The 19830-nt window shown below is 69.7% G+C and carries 16 protein-coding genes; 8 read left to right on the top strand and 8 right to left on the bottom strand.

Features of this window, described 5'->3' with window-relative positions:
• The first annotated feature begins 66 nt into the window (after positions 1–66).
• From ASF52_RS03700 to ASF52_RS03690, 3 genes are read left to right on the top strand one after another with little or no spacing between them, the layout of a single operon-like run.
• The gene (locus ASF52_RS03700; protein WP_056167834.1) at positions 67–1203 is read left to right on the top strand and encodes a PspA/IM30 family protein; all 1137 of its coding nucleotides are present in this window, start codon (positions 67–69) and stop codon (positions 1201–1203) included.
• Positions 1200–1856, top strand: a complete 657-nt coding sequence (locus ASF52_RS03695) for an OB-fold-containig protein (RefSeq protein WP_056167831.1) — start codon at positions 1200–1202, stop codon at positions 1854–1856. The genes ASF52_RS03700 and ASF52_RS03695 overlap by 4 nt, the downstream gene beginning before the upstream one ends.
• 14 nt (positions 1857–1870) lie before the next feature.
• On the top strand, positions 1871–3559 hold the full coding sequence (locus tag ASF52_RS03690) for a flotillin family protein (protein WP_056167828.1): 1689 nt from the start codon (positions 1871–1873) through the stop codon (positions 3557–3559).
• Between the two features lie 12 nt (positions 3560–3571).
• Here the strand turns inward: ASF52_RS03690 and ASF52_RS03685 are convergent, their stop codons facing one another.
• A complete protein-coding gene (locus ASF52_RS03685; RefSeq protein ID WP_056167824.1) occupies positions 3572–4636 on the bottom strand; it encodes a YeiH family protein in 1065 nt (354 codons plus the stop codon).
• 147 nt (positions 4637–4783) lie between these two features.
• Between ASF52_RS03685 and ASF52_RS03680 the strand changes: the two genes are divergently transcribed.
• The gene (locus ASF52_RS03680) at positions 4784–5038 is read left to right on the top strand and encodes a hypothetical protein (protein WP_056167821.1); all 255 of its coding nucleotides are present in this window, start codon (positions 4784–4786) and stop codon (positions 5036–5038) included.
• A gap of 45 nt (positions 5039–5083) precedes the next feature.
• On the opposite strand, the gene ASF52_RS03675 is transcribed toward ASF52_RS03680, so the two are convergent.
• From ASF52_RS03675 to chlG, 5 genes are all read right to left on the bottom strand, one after another.
• Entirely contained in the window at positions 5084–6202 is a 1119-nt protein-coding gene (locus ASF52_RS03675; RefSeq protein ID WP_056167816.1) for a hypothetical protein, read from the bottom strand.
• Positions 6203–6337: 135 nt separating this feature from the next.
• Positions 6338–7066, bottom strand: a complete 729-nt coding sequence (locus ASF52_RS03670; protein ID WP_056168099.1) for an amino acid ABC transporter ATP-binding protein — start codon at positions 7064–7066, stop codon at positions 6338–6340.
• An 89-nt stretch (positions 7067–7155) separates the two neighbouring features.
• The gene (locus ASF52_RS03665; protein WP_056167813.1) at positions 7156–7848 is read right to left on the bottom strand and encodes an amino acid ABC transporter permease; all 693 of its coding nucleotides are present in this window, start codon (positions 7846–7848) and stop codon (positions 7156–7158) included.
• 41 nt (positions 7849–7889) lie between these two features.
• Positions 7890–8612: an amino acid ABC transporter permease gene (locus ASF52_RS03660; RefSeq protein ID WP_056167810.1), complete on the bottom strand. Its 723-nt coding sequence runs from the start codon at positions 8610–8612 to the stop codon at positions 7890–7892.
• Between the two features lie 534 nt (positions 8613–9146).
• The gene (gene chlG, locus ASF52_RS03655; RefSeq protein ID WP_056167807.1) at positions 9147–10043 is read right to left on the bottom strand and encodes a chlorophyll synthase ChlG; all 897 of its coding nucleotides are present in this window, start codon (positions 10041–10043) and stop codon (positions 9147–9149) included.
• Positions 10044–10308: 265 nt separating this feature from the next.
• Here chlG and ASF52_RS03650 point away from each other — a divergent pair, with 265 nt between their 5' ends.
• The 4 genes from ASF52_RS03650 (at position 10309) to ASF52_RS03635 (ending at position 14777) form a co-directional block, all read left to right on the top strand.
• Positions 10309–11688, top strand: coding sequence for an FAD/NAD(P)-binding protein (locus ASF52_RS03650; RefSeq protein ID WP_056167805.1), 1380 nt, complete (start codon positions 10309–10311; stop codon positions 11686–11688).
• 188 nt (positions 11689–11876) lie between these two features.
• The gene (locus tag ASF52_RS03645) at positions 11877–12059 is read left to right on the top strand and encodes a hypothetical protein (RefSeq protein ID WP_056167800.1); all 183 of its coding nucleotides are present in this window, start codon (positions 11877–11879) and stop codon (positions 12057–12059) included.
• Positions 12060–12361: 302 nt separating this feature from the next.
• The gene (locus ASF52_RS03640; protein WP_056168094.1) at positions 12362–12745 is read left to right on the top strand and encodes a response regulator; all 384 of its coding nucleotides are present in this window, start codon (positions 12362–12364) and stop codon (positions 12743–12745) included.
• 55 nt (positions 12746–12800) lie between these two features.
• A complete protein-coding gene (locus ASF52_RS03635; RefSeq protein ID WP_056167797.1) occupies positions 12801–14777 on the top strand; it encodes an AI-2E family transporter in 1977 nt (658 codons plus the stop codon).
• Between the two features lie 177 nt (positions 14778–14954).
• Here ASF52_RS03635 and ASF52_RS03630 read toward each other — a convergent pair whose 3' ends face one another.
• Entirely contained in the window at positions 14955–17924 is a 2970-nt protein-coding gene (locus tag ASF52_RS03630; RefSeq protein ID WP_056167795.1) for a response regulator, read from the bottom strand.
• Positions 17925–18001: 77 nt separating this feature from the next.
• On the bottom strand, positions 18002–19399 hold the full coding sequence (locus ASF52_RS03625) for a pentapeptide repeat-containing protein (RefSeq protein WP_056168092.1): 1398 nt from the start codon (positions 19397–19399) through the stop codon (positions 18002–18004).
• Between the last annotated feature and the right edge of the window lie 431 nt (positions 19400–19830).

Raw genomic sequence — 19830 nt, 5'->3', positions numbered from 1 at the left:
CGGTCTGCGCAGGTCGAAGGCGCCCATTCCCTTGAAAACACCGGATCGGTGTTTTACCTTCTCTGCATGGCCAGATCCGGTACGCTTCCGTCGCGAATCGTCTACCGCCTCCTGCCCGGGGCCGGCGACGTCGCGGCCTTCCACGACCTGCTCGCGGCCTACCGGCGGATGCTCGTCATCCTCGACGAAATTCGCGCTCGGCATCGGCTGCGCGCCAATGTCGTGATCCTCACGGAGCTGGCCTATCAGCAGGTGCGCGCCGAGACGGGCCTGCCGTCGCGGTTCGTGACCCTCGGAATCCGCGACTACGCCCAGCACCTCGGCGACAGTCCCGACGGCGTCGATGCGATCCCCCTCGACGAGAAGCTGTTCTCCGTCAAAGGCCCGTCGCAGGTCAGCATCCTCACCCTCGCGGGCCGCCGCACCCTGTCCTACCGCGTCGAGGGCTACGACGGCCCCTGGCGCGAGGTCTCAGCCGCACGGCTGATCATCGTGGGCGAGACGCTCACCCTCCATGCCGGCGTCGCCCTGCACGCACCGATCGAGGAGCAGACAACCATGACCGAGACCATCCTGACCCGGGTCGGGCGCATCATCGCCGGTGCGTCGAACGCCGCCCTCGATCGGCTCGAGAACCGTGACCCGCAGGGCGTCGCCGATCAGGCCCTGCGCGAGATCGACGAGGTCATCGCCGAGGCCCGCACCGATCTCGGCCGCATCCAGGCCGAGGCGTTCCGGATCGAGCAGCGCCGGGGCCAGCTCGCCGCGGAGGTGGCGGGCCTCGCGGCGAAGATCGCCACCGCCCTCCAGCACGACCGGGAGGATGCCGCGCGCGCCGGGATCGCCCGGCAGATCGATCTCGAAACCCAGATCGGCGCCCTCGACGCGTCCCTGCAGGACGTCGCCGAGCGGATGGCGACGGCCCAGAGCGCCTTCGACGCCGCCAACGCGGCCCGGCGCGACGCCGAGCACCGGGTTGCGCTCCTGCGCCGGCCCAGTCCCGAGGCGGGCGACCTCAAGGGCTACGGCAGCGAGGAGCGCAAGCCCCGCCGCGGCCTCGACGGCCCCCTCCGGGCCATCGACCGGCTCACCGGCCTGCCCTCCGCCCCGGCCTCCGACGATCTCGACGAACTCGACCGCCTCCAGCGGTCGAGCGAGATCGACAAGCGGCTCCTCGCGATCCGCCGGACCCTCCCGTCATGATGGCGTTGACCGACCCCCACCTGGTTCCGTTCACGGTCGTGGGCGGGATCATGGCCGGCCTCGTCGCCGTCGAGGCCGTCGCCCTCGTGATCGGCCACTCCGTCTCGGGCCTCGTCGATCAGTGGTTCGAGATCGAGGGCGGGCACGGGCTCGGAGCCGAGTCCCACCATCTCGGTTCGCCCACCACTTGGCTGTCCTGGATCAATATCGGCCGGGTGCCCTTCCTTATCCTGCTCATCGTGGCGCTCGCCGCCTTCACGGTCTTCGGCTTCGCGATCCAGGCGGTATCGGACGCGGTCCTGGCGCCCCTGCCCGCCGCCCTCGCGGCCGTCGCCGCCCTCGGCCTCACGGTCCCGACCCTGCGGGCGTCCACCCGCACCATCGCCCGGCTGATCCCGCGCGACGAGACCTACGCCGTGGACGAGGATCACTTCGTCGGCCGGATCGCCGAAGTGACCCTCGGCCCCCTCGATCAGGGCGCGCCCGGACAGGTCCGGGTTCGGGACGGGCACGGCAACTCCCATTCCCTGAGGGCGCGCGCGGCGCCCGACCGCCCCGCGATCCCGCAGGGCACGCACGTGCTCCTGGTGGAGCATGCCGGCGGCGTCTTCGTCGCCGTCCCCGCCGCCCTCGATCTCACCGCCTCCCACTGAAGGGCTTTCGTCCCATGGATCTCGTGAACATCGCCGTGCTCGTCGGCACGGTCGTCGTCGCCCTCCTGGGCATCGGGTTCGTGTTCGGGCGGCTCTACCGCCGGACGACGCGCGACACCGCCTTCGTCCGCACGGGGCTCGGTGGCCGCAGGGTCGTGGTCGACGGCGGCGCGGTGCTGCTGCCGGTGTTCCACTCCATCGCCATGGTGAACCTCAACACCCTGCGCATCGAGGTGAAGCGCGACGGCGCGGCCTCGCTCATCACCAAGGACCGCCTGCGGGCCGACATCACCGTCGAGTTCTACGTGCGCGTGGAGCCCAAGGAGGATTCCATCGCGCTCGCCGCCCAGACGCTGGGCGACCGCACCAACGACGCGCGCAAGCTCAGCGAGCTCGTCGAGGCGAAGTTCGTCGATGCCCTGCGCTCGGTCGCCGCCGGCATGACCCTGCCCGACCTGCAGGAGAAGCGCTCGGAATTCGTGAAGGGCGTGCAGGAGGCCGTGTCGGGCGACCTGCGCCACAACGGGCTCGAGCTCGAATCCGCCTCCCTCACCCGCCTCGACCAGACCTCCATCGAGTTCTTCAACCCCGACAATTCCTTCGACGCCGAAGGCCTGACCGTCCTCAAGAAGATCACCGAGGATCGGCGCCAGGAGCGCAACAAGATCGTCCGCGAAGCCGAGGTCAACGTCGCCGAGAAGGACCGCGAGACGGCCCTGAAGCAGCTCACCATCACCAAGGAGACACAGGAGGCCCAGCTCGCCCAGGCCCGCGACATCGCCAACCGTACCGCCGAGACCCGGGCCGAGCAGGCCAAGGCGGAGCAGGCGGCCCAGCAGAGCGAAGAGACCGCCCGCATCGAGCGGGAGCAGGCGGTGAAGCTGCGCGAGGCCGAGGCTCGCCGGGCGGCCGAGACGGCCCGGATCGAATCCGATCTCGCCATCGCTACCCGCACCGCCGAGGCCGAGCGCGACCGGCAGCTCGTGATCCAGGAGAACGCCATCCGGGTCGCCGAGCGCTCCAAGGCGCAGTCGGAGGCTCAGGCGCGGGCGAAGGAGGCCGAGGCGCTGGCCGTGTCCGCCGAGGAGAAGGTCGCCACCGCCAAATCCATCGAGATCGCCGAGCGCGAGCGCCAGGTCACGGTGATCGCGGCGAAGAAGGAGGCCGAGAAGGCCGCCACCGCCATCACGGTCAACGCCGAGGCCGAGCGCAAGGCGGCCGAGGACCGGGCGATGGCGATCACCACCCTGGCGGAGGCCGAAGCGACGGCGGCGGCCTCGAAGGCCGAGGCGATCACCAAGCTCGGCGCGGCCGATGCCGAGCGCGAGCGCGTGATGAACGAAGCACGCAACGCCCTGTCGCCGGAAGCCCGGGACTTCGAAGCCAGCCTCAAGCGCATCGCCATCGTCCCCGAGGCCCTGCGCGAGAGCATGAAGGCCGTGGAGAAGATCGAGTCGATCCGGATCTTCGACGCCGGCGGGATGATGGGCGGTGAGGGGGCGGGCCGGGGCGCGGCCGGCTTCGGGGAGAACCTCTCCGGCCAGCTCATGCGCTACCAGTTCAACGCGCCGATCCTGAAGACCCTGCTGGGCGAGGCCGGCTTCACGGGCGGCGGCCACGCCATCGACAGCCTGCTGGGCGCGGTCGCGGGGGAATCCGAGACCGACCAGGCGAAGGCCAAGGCGGAGGTTGGAACGGCCTGAGCCGGGATCGGATCAGGCGATGCCCAGGACCTTGATGAGGACGAGGCTCGTCGCGATCAGGACGAGGAGCGAGCCGGTCACCGCGGCGGTGACCCGGCCGCCGACGCGGGCGAGAACCCGGACGTCGACGCCGAGGCCCAGCGCCGCCATCGACACGATGGTGAGGAGACCGGCCAGATGCTTCAGCGGTCCGACCAGGGCGTCCGGGATCAGCCCGAGGGACCGCAGCGACGCGAGCACGAGGAAGCCGAGGATGAACCACGGCACGAGCTGGGTCAGGCGCAGGGTGGCCGGCCGTGGGGCGGCGGTCGAACCGTCCACGGGCAGGAAGCGGGCGATCAGCGAGCACGCGACCACCACGGGCCCGAGCATGAGCACACGCACGAGCTTGACCAGGGTACCGACCTGGGTGCTGAGCAGCCCCACCGGCACCGTCGCGGCCAGGACCTGCGGAACGGCGTAGACCGTCAGGCCGGCGAGCACCCCGTACTGATTCTCCGAGAGGCCGACGAGGGGGACGAACAGGGGCAGGCCCAGCACCATGAGGACGCCGAGGACGGCGGTGAAGGCGATCGAGGCGGCCACGTCCTCGCCATCGGCGCCGATGACGGGCGCCACCGCCGCGATTGCGGAGTTGCCGCAGATGGCGTTGCCGCAGGCGACCAGGATCGCCATCCGCGCCGGCAGGGCGAGGAGGCGGCAGATGGCGTAGCTGGCGCCGATGGTCACCACCACCGTGCCGACGATGCCGGTGAGCAGGGCCGGCCCCGAGGCGACGATGGCCCCGAGGCTGAGGGAAGCGCCGAGCAGGGTGACCGCCACTTCGAGCACCTGCTTGGCGCTGAAGGCGATGCCCCGGCGGAAGCGGTCGCCCGGCTGCCAGACGCTGCGTACGGCGATGCCGAGGAGGATCGCCATGACCAGGGCCTCGACATAGGGATGCTCGAAGACGTGTTCCTCGCCGGCCTGCAGCAGCCTGGCGACGCCCGTGATCGCCAGGCACACGAGGAGGCCCGGAAGAAGAGCGGTCGGCCCCGCCTCGCCTTTCGGGCCTGCTCGATGGAGCTGGTCAGACATCGAGGCGGACGTCTGAAGCGCGATTGCCGCCGGACCGGAAGGAACTTCCCCGCTCGGTGGTGAGAGGAGAAGAAGCCCCTCTGAAATCGCACAAGTTCGAAAAACGCATCCATTGATCCGCGAGGTTCGAGCCGCGACATTCTCCCTATGAGCGACCTTCGAGATCTGCGCCAGCCCGCCTTCGACCCCTTCGGTGAGCCGATGGCGTCGGTGTGCCCGCGCGCGGAGCCGAGCGCTGAGCAGAGAGGCTACGGCGAGACACGCCGTGCCGCCCTCGTGTTCTGGGCGCTGGCCGTGTTGTTGGTGGTGAGCCGGATCTACGTTGCCGAGGGACCGTCGGCCGGAACCTTCGCGGCCGATGCGCCCCAGTCCGTCGACATGCAGGTGGCCGCTTTGCGCTGACCGCGTCTTTCGCGAAAACCGATGATTGTGGATCGCTCCGGCCGATCAGGCGGATGCGACCGCTGCGATGGGTAGAGACCTTGCGGCGTTTATGCGTCCGCGCCGCGGCTTCGGCCAGATCAGGCGCCCGATCAGAAATCCCAAACGGCGGCAGAACAGGGCGAGCCCCCAACACCATCCCAGCGCCAGCCACACGGTCCGCACCAGTTCCATGAGCACGGCCCCGATCACCAGAGCCGCGCGGTCGAGGAGCTTGAGGACGGCCCGCGTCGCGGGGCCCATTCCCTCCGCCAGGCGCACCGCGCGGCCGACCTCGGCCGGAGAGCGCGCCAGCGACAGGACCTGAAACACACCACGCGTTCCGAGCCGGGTCTGCAGGGCGTAGGCCCGACCGCCGAGCGCCGTCAGTTCGGTGACGGCCCCCGTGCGGATGCCGTTGCGCGCAGCGGTGCGGGCGGCGACGAGATCGAAACGGCCGGCGGCCACCGCCATGGATCGCATTGCGGCCGGATCGACGCTCTCCCGGGCCAATCGGCCGAGGCTCGCCGCGAGGGGACGCGAGAGGCGCCCCGAACGGTGGGCCGTCTTCAGCAGGGTCGCACCGCCCCGGACGACGGCACCGAGGCCGCCCGCATAGGTCGCGGCCGTCGCCGCCAGCCCGACGCTCGCCAGCCCGAGCAGAACCGAATCGTAGGGTTCGTCGCGCACGAGGTGCCCTCCTTCGCGTGCGAGGTCGCGCAGGTCGCCGAGGCCGGTCAGATCCGCCGCGAAGGCGCCGGCGAGGCCGACCCCGCTGTCCGCTTGCCCCGTGAGGGCCCCCTCGGCAAAGGCCCGTGCCGTGCGCAAGGGGGCGACCTGCTGCAAGGCGGCGACTTGGGTTCGCCGCGTGGCATCGACGGGAATCCCGCGCGCATCGGCGAGCTCGAGAAAGCTCTGGGCAAGGCTGTCGTCCTGCGCTGCCAGGGCGGCGTCGATCTCGCCGGCTACGCGCTCGGGCGTCGCCACGGGGTCGAGGCGCAGGCGCGCCAGGGCGGGCGGATCTTCGGCCGCCCGCAGGAGCCGCCACGCGAGGTGGGCCCGTGGCAGGAGCTCCGCGCCGGTGCCCGCCAGAAGGCCTGCCGCGAGGGCGAGACCGGCCCAAGGGAGAAGCGCTCGTCTACCCATGCGGTCCACTCGACCGACCGCCGGCCCCGCGCCGGCGCATCCATCGAAGTCCGGCCTCAGAACGCGGCTCCGGTCAAGGCCGGCCGTCCGCCGTGGCTGTACTCGGTTCTGCAGGATTCCGTGCCGAGGGATCCTTCAGTGCTGAAGGATCTTGGAGAGGAAGTTCTGCGCGCGCTCCGAGCGGGCGTTGCCGAAGAAGTCGTCCTTGGTGGCGTCCTCGACGATCTCGCCCTTGTCCATGAAGATCACCCGATTGGCGACCTTTCGGGCGAATCCCATCTCGTGGGTCACGCACATCATGGTCATGCCCTCGCGGGCGAGCTGGACCATGACGTCGAGAACCTCGCCGACCATCTCGGGATCGAGGGCCGATGTGGGCTCGTCGAACAGCATGACGATGGGGTTCATGGCGAGCGCTCGGGCGATGGCCACGCGCTGCTGCTGCCCGCCGGAGAGCTGGCCGGGGAACTTCTTGGCGTGGGCGGACAGGCCGACGCGGTCGAGGAGCACCATGCCGCTGTCGAGGGCGGCGCCCCGGTCGCGCCCGAGCACCATGACCTGGGCCAGGGTGAGGTTCTCGGCGATGGAGAGGTGCGGGAACAGCTCGAAGTGCTGGAACACCATGCCGACCCGGGCGCGGAGCTTGGGCAGGTTCGTGCGCTTGTCGCGCACGGGCGTGCCGTCCACCACCACCTGCCCCTCCTGGAACGGCTCCAGGGCGTTGACGCACTTGATCAGGGTTGATTTGCCCGAGCCGGACGGCCCGCAGACGACGACGACCTCGCCCTTGTTCACCGCGGTGGTGCAGTCGGTCAGGACCTTGAAGTCCCCGTACCACTTGCTGACGTTGGTCATGGTGATCATCGGGCCGGTGCCGACGGAAGGAGCCGACGAAGTATTCAGGGGGGCGCGCATGGGGCGATCCTCGATGGAAGGCGTTGAGGGGCGGGCGATCAGCGGATGATGGCGATCTTCTTCTGCAGGTGGCGCACCGCCAGGGAGGCCGCGAAGCACACCGCGAAGTAGACGACCGCCGCGAACAGATACATTTCCACCAGGCGCCCATCGCGCTGGGCGATCTTCGAGGCGGCCCCGAGGAAGTCGGTGATCGAGAGCACGTAGACGAGCGACGTATCCTGGAACAGCACGATGGTCTGGGTGAGCAGGATCGGGGTCATGTTGCGGAAGACCTGGGGCAGGATCACCGTCCGCATGGAGGTCCAGTAGGTCATGCCGAGCGCCGAAGCGGCGGCCGCCTGACCCTTGGGGATCGACTGGATGCCCGCGCGCATGATCTCGGAGAAGTACGCCGCCTCGAACAGGGTGAAGGTCACCAGTGAGGAGGTGAAGGCCCCCACCGTCATCGGACGGTCTGCACCCGTCACCCATTGGCCGAGATACGGCACCAGGAAGTAGAACCAGAAGATCACCAGCACGAGGGGCAGGGACCGGAACAGGTTGACGTAGCCCTTGGCGACCAGGGGGATCACCGGAAGCCCCGAGAGCCGCATCATCGCGATGAAGGTGCCGAGCACGATGCCGCCGACGGCGGCCAGCGCCGTCAGGGTCAGGGTGAAGCGCATCCCCTCGAAGAACAGGTAGGGCAGCGAGTTGGTGATGACGGAGAAATCGAAATTCGCGAGCATGGGAGGCTACCTCTGATGGGGCGAAGGCGAGGATTGCACCCTCAGCGGCTGCCCGGGACGGCGACGCGGCGCTCGATCCAGGACGAGATGAAGATCACTCCGACGTTGATGAGCACGTAGAGGATCGTGGCGGCGGTGAAGGCCTCGAACACCTGGAACGAGAATTCCTGCATGGCGCGGGCACGCGCCGTGAGCTCCAGCAGGCCGATGGTCAAGGCCACGGAGGTGTTCTTGAGATTGTTGAGGAATTCGGACGTCAGGGGCGGCAGGATGATGCGGTAGGCGTTGGGCAGCAGTACGTAGCGGTAGGTCTGCCCCACGGTCAGGCCCAAGGCCGTGCCGGCCATCTTCTGGCCCCGTGGCAGGGACTGGATGCCGGCGCGGACCTGCTCGGCGACGCGCGAGGCGGTGAAGAAGCCGAGACACAGCACGGCGGTGTAGAAGGGTGCGTTGGGGAGCTGCTTGAGCCAGGAGCCCCATTGTTCTGGCAGCACCTCGGGGAGGACGAAGTACCAGAGGAACATCTGAACCAGCAGGGGGATGTTGCGGAACAGCTCGACATAGGCCGTGCCCACGGCGTTGGCGGCCCGGTTCGGCAAGGTCCGCATCACGCCGACGAGGGATCCGAGGAGAAACGCGATGACCCAGGAGCAGAGCGCCGTGACGATGGTCCACGCCAGCCCCGACAGCAGCATGTCCGCGTAGGTGCCGGTGCCCTCGGGCGACGCTTCGAAGAAGATGCCCCAGTTCCAGTTGTAGTTCATCGCATCGTCTTCCTTGTGGGCGGGGCTGTCGCGGCGCCATCGAGCGGGCCGCCGGATGGTCTCGCACGCTCAGGCCCCCGAATCGCGCGAGGGGCGCGCGTGACGCGGGGGGACAGGGCGAGCGAGGCGGTGATGGCAGTGAGAGAACGCCCGATGAGGCCCGGATGGACCCGGGTCGGCTCGCCAAGCATCAAACGGACCAAAGCATGGCCGGCGCCGGTCGACCTGCGTCCAGGGCCGGCGCTCCCGGCGCTCGCTTCGCTGGTGTCCCGCATCGCGTCCGCGTCGATCCCCGCCGGCTCTCTTGAGCTGTTCTGTTGCTCGGTTCTGTTGGGAACGCGCATCAACGGCTCGTCCCGCGCGTAGCCTTGCCGACTTCCGCGAGGGCGACAAGGGTTCGTGCGTCGCCCGGGGGCCTCCCGGTTGTGGACGGCGGCCCGATGTCATTCCACAATGGTCGGCGGATCACGATCGTTGCGCCGGGGACGCCTCCCGCGCCGGTCCGTGCGGCGGGCGTGAGACCGGGCCGCTCCGTTACGTCAGGGCGCGCGCCGCGAAGGCGCTCGCCAGCATGCCGAACACGTAGAGGGGCACGCCGAAGCCGCTGTACCAGAGCGCCCGCTCCGTCGGGCTGGCGAGGAAGTGACGCATCATCGCGACCTGTCCGGCCAGGAGCGCCGCGACGATGCCCGCTTCGACGGGCCGGCCCCATGACAGCAGGAGGCCGATGACCGCTCCCTGGGGGACGGCCATGACCCAGCACGCCACATGCGCGGCGCGGTCCGGCCCGAGGCTCGCCGGCAGGGAGCGGATGCCCATCTGTCGGTCACCCGCGACGGACTTGAAGTCGTTGAGGGTCATGATGCCGTGGGCGCCGGCGCTGTAGAGGGCGGCCAGGATCAGGGAGGTGGCCGGCGGCAGGGCGCCGCCCAGCATCGCCGCATGCCCCGTCACCCAGGCCAAGCCCTCGTAGCAGAGCCCACAGGCGGCGTTGCCCCACCAGCCGTTCCGCTTCAGCCGCGGGGGCGGCGCGCTGTAGGCCCAGGCCAGGGCCAGACCGAGGACGGCCGCGAGGAAGACCCAAAGCCCGAGACCGGCTGCCACGGCGAGCGAGAGGCCGGTCCAGGCCCACGCGATCGCGAGGCCCCAGCGGCCGGGGATGCGGCCCGAGGGGATGGGTCGGTGCGGTTCGTTGATGGCATCGACCTCCCGGTCGAACCAGTCGTTGACCGCCTGACTCGTGGCGCAGACCAGGGGACCGGCGAGGAGGAGGCCTGTCAGCGCCACGCCCCAATGGCCGGCCAGCGGCACGCCCGAGGCGACCACGCCGCAGCCGAAGGCCCACATGGGTGGGAACCACGTCACCGGCTTGAGCAGCTCCAGCACCGCCGCCGGTGCCGGGTAACCGGGATGGAGCCGCGTCCCGTTCATGCGTCCCTCGCCTTCGCATCGTACCCGAGGCTACCGGAAGGCCCTGCCGTTTGGTAGGGCGGCCAAGCCGTCGGGAATGCTCGGTTCGCGGGACTCCAGCGTTCGTTTTAAGGAATGTTTCGCCCCTTCGATCGTGCGGCGAATGTGCGCTATCGTGTGCGAAGCCACCGTTTCGCGGGGGACTTCCAAAATTCGCCCGCCGGCCTTGTTCGTTTTAAAGGACATCCCTAGTCTGGCGGCCGGTCAGTGGAGCTGGAAAGAACGGATGACATCGAGGGAGTCCCCGCGTCCCATCGCCGTGATCGGCGCGGGCTTCAGCGGCACCATGAGCGCGATCCAGCTCCTGGCGCGCCTGGAGCCTCAGCGGCGCGTGCTCCTGTGCGAGCGCGCGGGCACCTTCGGTCGGGGGCGGGCCTACGCCACCGGCAACCCGGATCACCTCCTCAACGTCCGGGCGGCGAACATGAGCGCCTTTCCCGACCAGCCCGAGCACTTCTCCGATTGGCTCGCCCAATCGACCTTCGACGGCGACGAAGCCTCCGGCATCCGCGTCACGCCCGGCGGCACCTTCGCGGCACGCGGCCTCTACGGACGCTACCTCACCGATCTCCTCACCCGTGCGGTGACGGGGGGCGACGGGCCGCCCCGCCTCGACCTCGTCAACGATGCCGTGACCGACCTCGAGCCGGCACCCGGCGGTTTCACCCTCCGCACGGAGGGCGGCGCGTCCTACCCCATTGCCGGCGCCGTCCTCGCCATGGGCAACCTCGGCGCGCCGGGGGCGCCGCGCAGTCGCCACCAGGCCGACCCATGGGCGCCCGAGAGCTTCGGCCGCCTGCACCCGGATCGAACGGTCCTCATCGTCGGCACGGGCCTGACCATGGTGGACGCCGTGGCGGCCCTGCGGCGGCACGGGTTTCCCGGACGGATCGTCGCCCTGTCCCGGCGGGGCCTTCTCCCCAGCGCCCATGCGCCCGTCCAGCCGTGGCCGATGCCGGATCTCACCGGCGTGAACACGGTATCCGCCCTCGCCGCCCGCATCCGGCGCGAGATCGAGCGGGCGGGAGCGGCGGGCCTCGGCTGGCGCGGAGTGATCGACGCCCTGCGGCCGGTCACCGATACCGTGTGGCGCGATCTGCCCGCCTCCGAGCAGGCCCGCTTCCTGCGCCACCTGCGTCCGTTCTGGGACATCCACCGGCACCGCGCGGCGCCGCCGGCCGCCGAGGCCATCGCCGACGAGATCGCCCGCGGCACCCTGGTGGTGCGGGCCGGGCGGATCCGCTCCATCACCGACACGGCGGCCGAGGCCATCGTGACCCTGCGTCCGCGCGGAGCGGCCGAGGACGAGCCCCTCGCCGTCCAGTGCATCCTCGACGCCACCGGCATCGGACGCGTGGCGGAGACCGACGATGCGTTGATTCGCCGATTGATGGAGCGTGGGCTGGTCCGGCCGGGACCGTTCGGGATCGGCCTCGACGCGTCCGCCGACCTCGCGGCCCGCGGTTCGGTGCAGGCTGGTCCCCTCTGGGTGGTCGGTCCGCTCCTGCGTGGCGTGCTGTGGGAGTGCACGGCCGTACCCGACATCCGCAATCAGGCTGCCGGCCTCGCGGGCGCGGTGGCGCGGACGCTCTCCGTCCCGGGTTGAAATTCGATCGGGCGCTGTTCGCATTCGAGCGCCACCCTGCTCCGCCGGGCGGAGTCCGTGACGATTCGGACGTGACAGCCCGTCATCGACAGGACATGACCGCTCGGGCTCTCCGGCGGAGGGTGTCCATCGAACCGGCGGCGCGGGCCGGCCTCGCTTCCCTCACCTCTTGTTCCGAGCCTGCTCCGATGCTCACCTTCGTGCTTCTCCTGGCTCTGTTGGTCGTCTTCGTTGTCATGATGGTCTGGCGGCGCCATCTTGGGCGCCTCGCCTCCCTGGCGACGCTGCTGGCGGCGATGCTCGGCCTGATCGTGATGCAGGACAGCGGCCTGCTGCCGGGACCTCAGCCCGCCGCGACCGTCCGGCGCTGAAGCGTCACCGTCTCGTTCGCCCGATCCGCGCGCGGGGTGGGACCGTTCGTGCGACTTGTGCGTTCACAGCACGGTGAAGGGTCGGGCGGCGTCGGCAAGGCGTGGTCCGGCCGGCGACGAGGGCCTGCGTTCGTGGCGGCACAGGCGTGCGGGGTTACCGGTGATCTGACCGGGGCTCCTCCCCGCGCGCCGGCTCGAATGCGGCGATGGAAGGCCCGGTCCTTGCGGACATGGGCAGGCGGAGCCGTTTCGCGCCGACCGGCGCGAGGGACCGTTCGAAGGGACATTCAGGGGAGCGGATGATGGCCAAGATCTTGTTGGTGGAAGACCATGAGGAAATCTGGGACTTCCTGTCCCGTCGGCTGAAGCGCCGCGGGTACGAAGTCATCCTCGCCCATGACGGCGAGGCCGGCGTGCAACAGGCTCGCACGGCCCGGCCCGACGTGATCCTCCTCGACATGAACCTGCCGATCCTCGACGGTTGGTCGGCCGCCCGCGTCCTGAAATCCGGCAGCGACACGCAGGGCATTCCGATCATCGCGCTGACGGCGCATGCCATGTCGGGCGACCGCGACAAGGCGATCCAGGCGGGCTGTAACGACTACCACCCCAAGCCCGTCGATTTCTCGAAGCTCCTGACGCAGATCAACGCCGCCGTCGGTCCGCAAGCGCCCGTCGCCGCCTGAGCCTGCCCGGCATCCTCCCGTCGCTCTCCCCCCTTGACGAGACCATAGCGTACCCATGAGCGACGATCCCATCACCGCCCGCCTGCTCCGGCAGGCGATGCCGGTCTTCACGACCCTGGCGTCATGCCTGCTCGTCATCACCATCGCGGCGGCCCTGTATTTCGGCCGGGACATCTTCGTGCCGGTGACACTGGCCATCCTGCTCAGTTTCGTCCTCGTCCCGGCCGTTCGCCTGCTGCGGCGCGTTCGCGTGCCGCGGGCCCTGGCGGTGATGCTGGTGGTGATCGCCGCCTTCGGAGCGTTGCTCGGCATCGCGCTGCTCATTGCCAACGAGGCGGCGCAACTCGCCGCCGACCTGCCGCGCTATCAGCTGACCATGCGCGACAAGATCGCCTCCCTAAAGGAAGCGACCGCCGGAAGCGGCACCCTCACCCGGGTGATCGACATGGTGCAGGACATCGGCGCGCAGCTTCAGCCCGAGCTGAAGGACGCCGTCACCCAGGGCAGCAACGGCAGCCTCGACCGTCCGCTCCACGTGCAGATCGCGGCGGCCAAGGTTGGGTTTTTGGGCACCCTCGGGGCTTTTGCGGCCCCCATCCTGCACCCGCTCGCCACCACCGGACTGATTCTGATCTTCACGATCTTCATCCTCCTGCAGCGCGAGGACCTGCGCAACCGCGCCATCCGGCTCGCGGGCTCGGGCGACCTGCGGCGGACCACGGCCGCCATCGACGACGCCGTTAGCCGTCTCAGCCGGTTCTTCCTCGCCCAGCTCTGCCTCAACATCGCCTTCGGGTTCGTCATCGGCCTCGGCCTGTGGTGGATCGGCGTGCCCAACCCGATCCTGTTCGGCGTGCTCGCCGCCATCATGCGATTCGTACCCTATGTCGGGGCTGCCATCAGTGCCCTGCTGCCCCTCGTGGTGGCGGCGGCGGTGGACCCGGGCTGGACCATGGTGATCGCCACGGCGGTTCTGTTCGTCGTGGTCGAGCCCATCGCCGGCCACGTCATCGAACCGCTGCTCTACGGTCATTCGACCGGGCTCTCGCCCATCGCGGTCATCCTCGCCGCGACGCTCTGGGCCTTCCTGTGGGGGCCCATCGGCCTCGTCCTCGCCACCCCGATCACCGTGTGTCTCGTGGTGCTGGGCCGCCACATCGAGCGCCTGTGGTTCCTCGATGTGATCCTGGGCGATCAGCCCGCCCTGTCGCCGCCGGAGATCTTCTACCAGCGCATGCTGGCGGGCGATCCGGCCGAGGCCATCGATCAGGGCGAACTGTTCCTCAAGGCGCGCGCCCTCGTGACCTATTACGACGAGGTGGTGCTCGCCGGCCTCCTCCTGGCGCAGGAGGATCTCGCGCGGGGGGCCCTGGACCGCGAACGTCAGGGCGAGGTCGGGACGTCGCTGCGCACCGTGGTGACGCGTCTCGGCACCCGGCCCGTGCGCCGAGCCAAGAGCGGCCGCGCGAAGACCGGCAACACCGAGGCCTCGGCGGCCGTCGCGGCCGTCGGCCCCGATCGCCAGGTGGCTGCCATCGTGCGGGCTCAAGCCGATCTCGCGCCGGGCTGGCGCGGTCCCTGCCCCGTCCTGTGCGTGTCGAGCCGTGGTCCGTTCGACGAGGCCGCCACCCTGATGCTGAGCCAGATTCTGGGCCAGCACGGATTGGCCGCGCAGGTCATGTCCATGGCGGCCCTGCGCCAGGGCGAGCGGCCCGAAATCGTCGGCGGCATCGCCATGGTGTGCTTCTCCTACCTCGAGCCGGTGAGCCTCTCGCAGATCCGGCTCAACGTCCGCCAAGCGCGGCAGGCGATTCCCGGCGTGAAGGTTCTGGTCGGCTTCTGGCGCGAGCGCGATCCCGCCTCCCTCGACCGGCTCCGCCGCACGATCTCGGCCGACGTGCTGGTCACTTCGCTGAACGGGGCGCTCGACGCGGCGCTGCGATTCTCCGAGCGCCGTCCCGATCCCATCGAGGCCGCGCCCGCCCCCACCCATGCGATCCCACACCTGCTCGGACCGTCCGTGGCTGCGTGACGCCTCACAGCGGCGGATGCGGCTGGCGCTCGCGGCCGCGCCGCGAAGGCACGGTTCCGAGGTCGGTCTTCACGCTACGACAGGCGGCGCATCCGTCGCACCGGATGCGCCGCCTGTCGTAGGCGCGTTCTATGACGTCGTCCGGTGGGCGGAGCGATCACCCGGCACGCACCGTGCTCAGGCCCCCGGCGCCACCAGCGAGCGAAGCGATTCCGAGAGATCGCTGAGGCTGAGGCGGCCCTTCTGGAGCACCCGGTCGGCCTGACCCGCCAGGCGACGACGGTCCTCCGCGGTCACGTCCTTGGCGGTGAGCACCACCACGGGAATGTCGCGCCATTCCGCTTTGCCGCGCAGGGCCCTGAGGAACCCGAAACCGTCCATCTCGGGCATCATCAGGTCGAGGAGGATGAGGCAAGGCTTCTTGGCCGCCGTCGCCTCGAGTCCGGCGATGCCGTTCTCTGCCGAGGCGACCCGCCAGCCCTCGCGGATCAGCATCGCGGACATCCGCTCGCGGGCATCGGGATCGTCGTCGATGATGAGCACCGGTCCCTCGTTCTCCGAAGGTTTGAACCGCTCCATGGCGGTCTTCAGCTGAGTCCACTCGATGGGCTTCTGAAGATAGTCCGTGGCCCCGAGCGAGAAGGCGAGGTTCTGCTCGTCGAGGACGGTCACCATGATGATCGGCGTGGCCCCGAGCTCCGGGTCGGCCCGCAGGGTGCGCAGCACCGACCAGCCGTCCATGCGCGGCATGGTCACGTCGAGGAGAATGACCCGGGGCCGCAGGGTTCGCGCCCGTTCGACGCCCTCGCGCCCGTCGCTCGCCGTCGTCACGCTGAAACCATCGCGCTCGAGGAAGCGTGCGAGGAGGTCCCGCGTCGAGGGGTCGTCGTCGATGATGAGAACGTGGCTGCCCGAGGCGACATCGGGCATGGGCAGGCGGTGACTCGCATGCGGGCCGTCGTGCCCGATGGCCTCCAGAGGCGAGGTGCTGACGTAGTCGGCCGGGACCCGGAGGGTGAAAGTGGTGCCGACACCCTCCTGGCTCGTCACCTCGATGGCGCCACCGAGCATGTCGGCGAAGGCGCGGGTGATGGCGAGGCCGAGGCCGGTGCCACCGAAGCGCCGCGTCGTCGAGGCGTCCGCCTGGGTAAAGCGCTGGAACAGCTTGGCCTGCTGCTCGGGCGTCATGCCGATGCCCGTATCGATGACATGGAAGTTGAGCCACCCGCTCCCGCTCGCCTCGCTCCGCGTGGCCGACAGGGTGATCTGGCCGCCCTCGGTGAACTTGGCCGCGTTGCTTAGGAGGTTGATGAGGCACTGACGCAGCTTGGTCTGGTCCGTATGCGCTTCGCCGAGGTCGTCGGCGACCTCGATCGCGAGAGTGTTGCCCTTCTTGTCGACGAGGGTCTCCACGGTGGCGGCGACATCCCGAACGATCTCGGCGACGGAGAAGGTCTCGGCGTAAATCTCCATCCGCTCGGCCTCGATCTTCGACAGGTCGAGGACATCGTTGATGAGCCCGAGGAGGTGTCGCGCGTTCGCCTCGATCTTGCGCATGTCGACGAGGAGGCTCTCCTCGCCGAGATCCTCCATCTCCTCCTGCAGCATCTCCGAATAACCGATCACTGCGGAGAGCGGCGTGCGCAACTCGTGGCTCATGTTGGCGAGGAACTGGCTCTTTGCCCGGTTGGCCTCCTCCGCCGCCTCCTTGGCGGCGGCCAGCGCCAGTTCGGCCTCCTTGCGCGCGGTGACGTCGGAATGGGTGCCCACCCATTCGCGGATGCTGCCGTTCTCCTCGAGGATCGGGACGGCGCGGGCGGACATGATCCGCCAGATGCCGTCGTGGCGGCGGATGCGATGCTCGATCTCGTAGGGGGAAAGGCTGTCCACCGCCTTGATCCACGTCGCGTTGGTGCGTGCCCGGTCATCCGGGTGGATCGCCTCCAGCCACCCGGCCCCGGCGGCCGCCTGCGGTGTCTGACCGGTGAAACGGGTCCATTCCGAGGGTGTCACCTCGAAGCCACCCTCGGGCGTCGTCGTCCAGACGATCGCGCTGGTGGCCTCGGTCAGTGACCGGAAGCGCTCCTCGCTGTGGCGCATGCGCTCCTCGGACAGCTTGCGCAGGGTTTCGTCGGACACGACGAGGCCGACGCCATCGGCCTGTGCGCCGCCCGCGCCGGTGCTGTCGCGAAGGGGGTAGAAGCTCATCAGGAAGTGGCGCACCCCACGCGGAGCGCTCGGGGTCGGGACGGCGACATCGACGTTGGTGGTGACGAGGCCTTCGTCCCGGGCGGCCCGGAGCTTGGGGGTCAGCTGCTCCTGCAGGGTCGGCAGCATGGCCCAGATCGGCGCGCCGAGATCGGCTCCGAATCCGCGCTCGTTCATGGTGGCGAGCGCCCGGTTCATGTGACGGATGCGCAAGTCCCGGTCGAGGAAGCCGAGGCCGACGGGGGCATTCGCGAACACCCCGTCGAGGAGGGCGGCCGTGCGCTGTTCCTCACGCCGGCGCACGAGGGCGAGGCGACCGAGGAGGCCGACGGCCGCCAGCGCCGAGGCGATGGAGACGAGGAGGAGCACCAGCGACCAGGTCCGGTCCTGGCCCTCGATCCGCTCCAGACTCGCATTGGCATGGTCCTGCAGGGCTTTCGCCGCCGCCCGGACCCCGTCCATGGTGCGCTTGCCCTCGCCGGTCCGCGCCAGCACCACGGCCGGATCGTAGCCTTCGGCCCGCCGCACCGCGATGACGCGGGCGGCGAAGGCGCGCTTGGCCTCCACGAAGGTGCGCAGGCGCCCGGGACCTGGGCCAGAGGAATCCTTGGTCAGAGACTCGATGGCGTCGAGTTGCCCGCCGACGGTGTCCTGGGCGGCCTGGTACGGCTCGAGGTATTCCTCGGACCCGAACAGCATGTAGCCACGCATGCCGGTTTCGAGTTCGACCATGTTGGCGAGCAGGCGATCGCTCAGGGTCAGCACCGCGTGCTGGCGCGTGCCTTCCGTCCGGCGTGCCTCACCCACCCAATAGTTCGCGATCCCCGCCGCCACGGCGATGCCGATGAGCACCAGGGCGAGGGGGGAGCCCGGCAGGCCGCCGAGCAGGCGCGTCTCGCGCCGGCCACCGGCGGAACGCGGAGGGGAGGCTAGGGTCATCGGGCCGCCTGGGCTGGAGATTGGGGAAGGGGTCGGTGCCGCGGGGAACCCGGCGAATCCGGTGCTCGCCGAACGCGTCAGCGCCGGAGGCGGTTGCCGAGGATGAAGCCGAACAGTCCCATGAGGATGATGCCCGCAGCGCCCTCGATGCCCACCAGGAGGTTGGTGAAGCGTCCGATGGGCTTGATGCCGATCTCGGGTGGGTTGGCCGTCATCATGTTGAGGGCGCTGTAGCTCACGAGATCGAGGACGTTGTAGGTCGGGCTGCCGTCGCCGCCCTCGCGGATCAGGCCGCCGGCGACGCCGTAGAGCACGGCGAACAGGCCGATGACGAGGACGAAGGCCCGCGCGATCCGCGACAGGCTCTCGCCGTAATCGCACAGCCACTCGACGAAGCGGTCGGCGACCCACTGGTAGCCGTGCCGCGCCAGATCCCGGCCCGAGCGGGACCGCCAGGCTGCCCGCGCTTCGGTGCCCGCGTGAAACCGGCCCATGCGGCGCCCGCGCTTGTAGGCCCAGCTCGCCTCGTCCTGGGCGCCGATGCTCTTGAAGTTCTGTTCCAGGGCTAGGTAGCTCGCCTGCGCGGCCTTGTACTCGCCGGCGATCTCCTCGCCCACGGCCCCGCCGAGCTGCTCGGCCCGCATCCGCGTGCCGTTGAGCCAGGCTCCGGCGAAGCGCACGTGGCGCAGGGAACAGGTGGAGAGGTTGAGCCGTACCAGGCTGGTCTCGGAGAAATCGGCGCCGTCGAGGATCGCCCCGTCGAGCTTGACCCCGGTGAAGTTGGCGCCCTGCAGGCGCGATCCGGCGAGATTGGCCTTCTTCAGGCTGGCGCCCTCGAAATCCGCGTAGGTGAGGTTGACGTTGCCGAGCTTGGCTTCATCGAGGCGGGTGCCGCGAAACACCGTGTAATCCGCATCCGCACCCGTGAGGTCGGCCCCCCACAGGTCGGCGCCGGTGAAATCGGCGCCGTCCAGGAGCGCGCGACGCAGCTTGGCGAAACGCATGGAAGCCTGGCCGAAACGGGCGTCCTCCAGCATGGCCTCGTCGAAATTGGCCTCGCCTCCGGCCATTGCGGTGAAGTGGGCGCCGCTGAGATCGGCGCCGCCGAGATCGGCTTCCTCCAGTACGGCTCCATCGAAGCGGGCGGAGCGCCCGAGAGCACCGGAAAGGTTCGCGCCCGTCAGGTTCGCGCCGCCCAGGTCCGTTTCCTCGAGGGTGGCCTCGTGCAGATCCACGTTAGCGAGGCGAAGCCCGTTCTGCTGCCCATCCCACCACGCCGGCATTACGCCGGAACCGGCTCGACCCGGATCGAGCGAACGGCCGAGACCGAGACCCCGCAGGTCGATGCCCCGACAATCGAAGCGGTCGCCATTCGGCGTGGGGGCGTCGGCGAAGGATGCGATTCGGGCAAGCAGTGCGGTGACGCGTGGGTCCGCATCGGCTTGATCATCGGGTCCCCTGTCCGCTGGCGCAATCGGGATGCGGGCGGCGCCGGATTGCTCCGTCAAGGTTGGCCTCTTTCGTTCCAGGTCGGCGTCCGACGGCACCCTGCAGCGGGGGGCCGGCAGGAGCGTCACCGGCGGTGTCGACGGCCCCCGCGCCGGTGTCAAACCCGAACGGCGTCGCGCCCCTCCCCTGTCTGTCCAGAAGGATGACCAAGGACGCTGAGAGAGGTGCGTGCTGAAGACAGATTGGACTGAGCAGCCGGCTTGCAGCCCTGTTTCGCTACGTTTCCAGGGCCGTGTGAGGCGGGATGACGCTTTCGTCGCGAAAATTTCGTTTCCCCGTCATTTGGCCGTTGACGGTTGGGCTGTGGGCCCGTAGAAGCCTGTTCATCGGCGGCGGCCAGCGGGACTTTGGTCTTGGCGGCGGCGCCGGTTCTCTTGGAGGCGTTATCGGATGGATG

The sequence above is a fragment of the Methylobacterium sp. Leaf112 genome, assembly GCF_001423295.1.
Taxonomy (GTDB): domain Bacteria; phylum Pseudomonadota; class Alphaproteobacteria; order Rhizobiales; family Beijerinckiaceae; genus Methylobacterium.
The sequence above is the reverse complement of the archived record's forward strand: the minus strand, read 5'-3'. Positions and strand labels throughout refer to the sequence as shown.

Bases quoted from the DNA above. Each gene is read 5' to 3' on its own strand.
- ASF52_RS03675 (WP_056167816.1), bottom strand. From the start codon at position 6,202: ATGGGTAGACGAGCGCTTCTCCCTTGGGCCGGTCTCGCCCTCGCGGCA.
- ASF52_RS03685 (WP_056167824.1), bottom strand. From the start codon at position 4,636: ATGTCTGACCAGCTCCATCGAGCAGGCCCGAAAGGCGAGGCGGGGCCG.
- ASF52_RS03630 (WP_056167795.1), bottom strand. From the start codon at position 17,924: ATGACCCTAGCCTCCCCTCCGCGTTCCGCCGGTGGCCGGCGCGAGACG.
- ASF52_RS03690 (WP_056167828.1), top strand. From the start codon at position 1,871: ATGGATCTCGTGAACATCGCCGTGCTCGTCGGCACGGTCGTCGTCGCC.
- ASF52_RS03660 (WP_056167810.1), bottom strand. From the start codon at position 8,612: ATGAACTACAACTGGAACTGGGGCATCTTCTTCGAAGCGTCGCCCGAG.
- ASF52_RS03665 (WP_056167813.1), bottom strand. From the start codon at position 7,848: ATGCTCGCGAATTTCGATTTCTCCGTCATCACCAACTCGCTGCCCTAC.
- ASF52_RS03695 (WP_056167831.1), top strand. From the start codon at position 1,200: ATGATGGCGTTGACCGACCCCCACCTGGTTCCGTTCACGGTCGTGGGC.
- ASF52_RS03645 (WP_056167800.1), top strand. From the start codon at position 11,877: ATGCTCACCTTCGTGCTTCTCCTGGCTCTGTTGGTCGTCTTCGTTGTC.
- ASF52_RS03700 (WP_056167834.1), top strand. From the start codon at position 67: ATGGCCAGATCCGGTACGCTTCCGTCGCGAATCGTCTACCGCCTCCTG.
- ASF52_RS03680 (WP_056167821.1), top strand. From the start codon at position 4,784: ATGAGCGACCTTCGAGATCTGCGCCAGCCCGCCTTCGACCCCTTCGGT.
- ASF52_RS03640 (WP_056168094.1), top strand. From the start codon at position 12,362: ATGGCCAAGATCTTGTTGGTGGAAGACCATGAGGAAATCTGGGACTTC.
- chlG (WP_056167807.1), bottom strand. From the start codon at position 10,043: ATGAACGGGACGCGGCTCCATCCCGGTTACCCGGCACCGGCGGCGGTG.
- ASF52_RS03650 (WP_056167805.1), top strand. From the start codon at position 10,309: ATGACATCGAGGGAGTCCCCGCGTCCCATCGCCGTGATCGGCGCGGGC.
- ASF52_RS03635 (WP_056167797.1), top strand. From the start codon at position 12,801: ATGAGCGACGATCCCATCACCGCCCGCCTGCTCCGGCAGGCGATGCCG.
- ASF52_RS03670 (WP_056168099.1), bottom strand. From the start codon at position 7,066: ATGATCACCATGACCAACGTCAGCAAGTGGTACGGGGACTTCAAGGTC.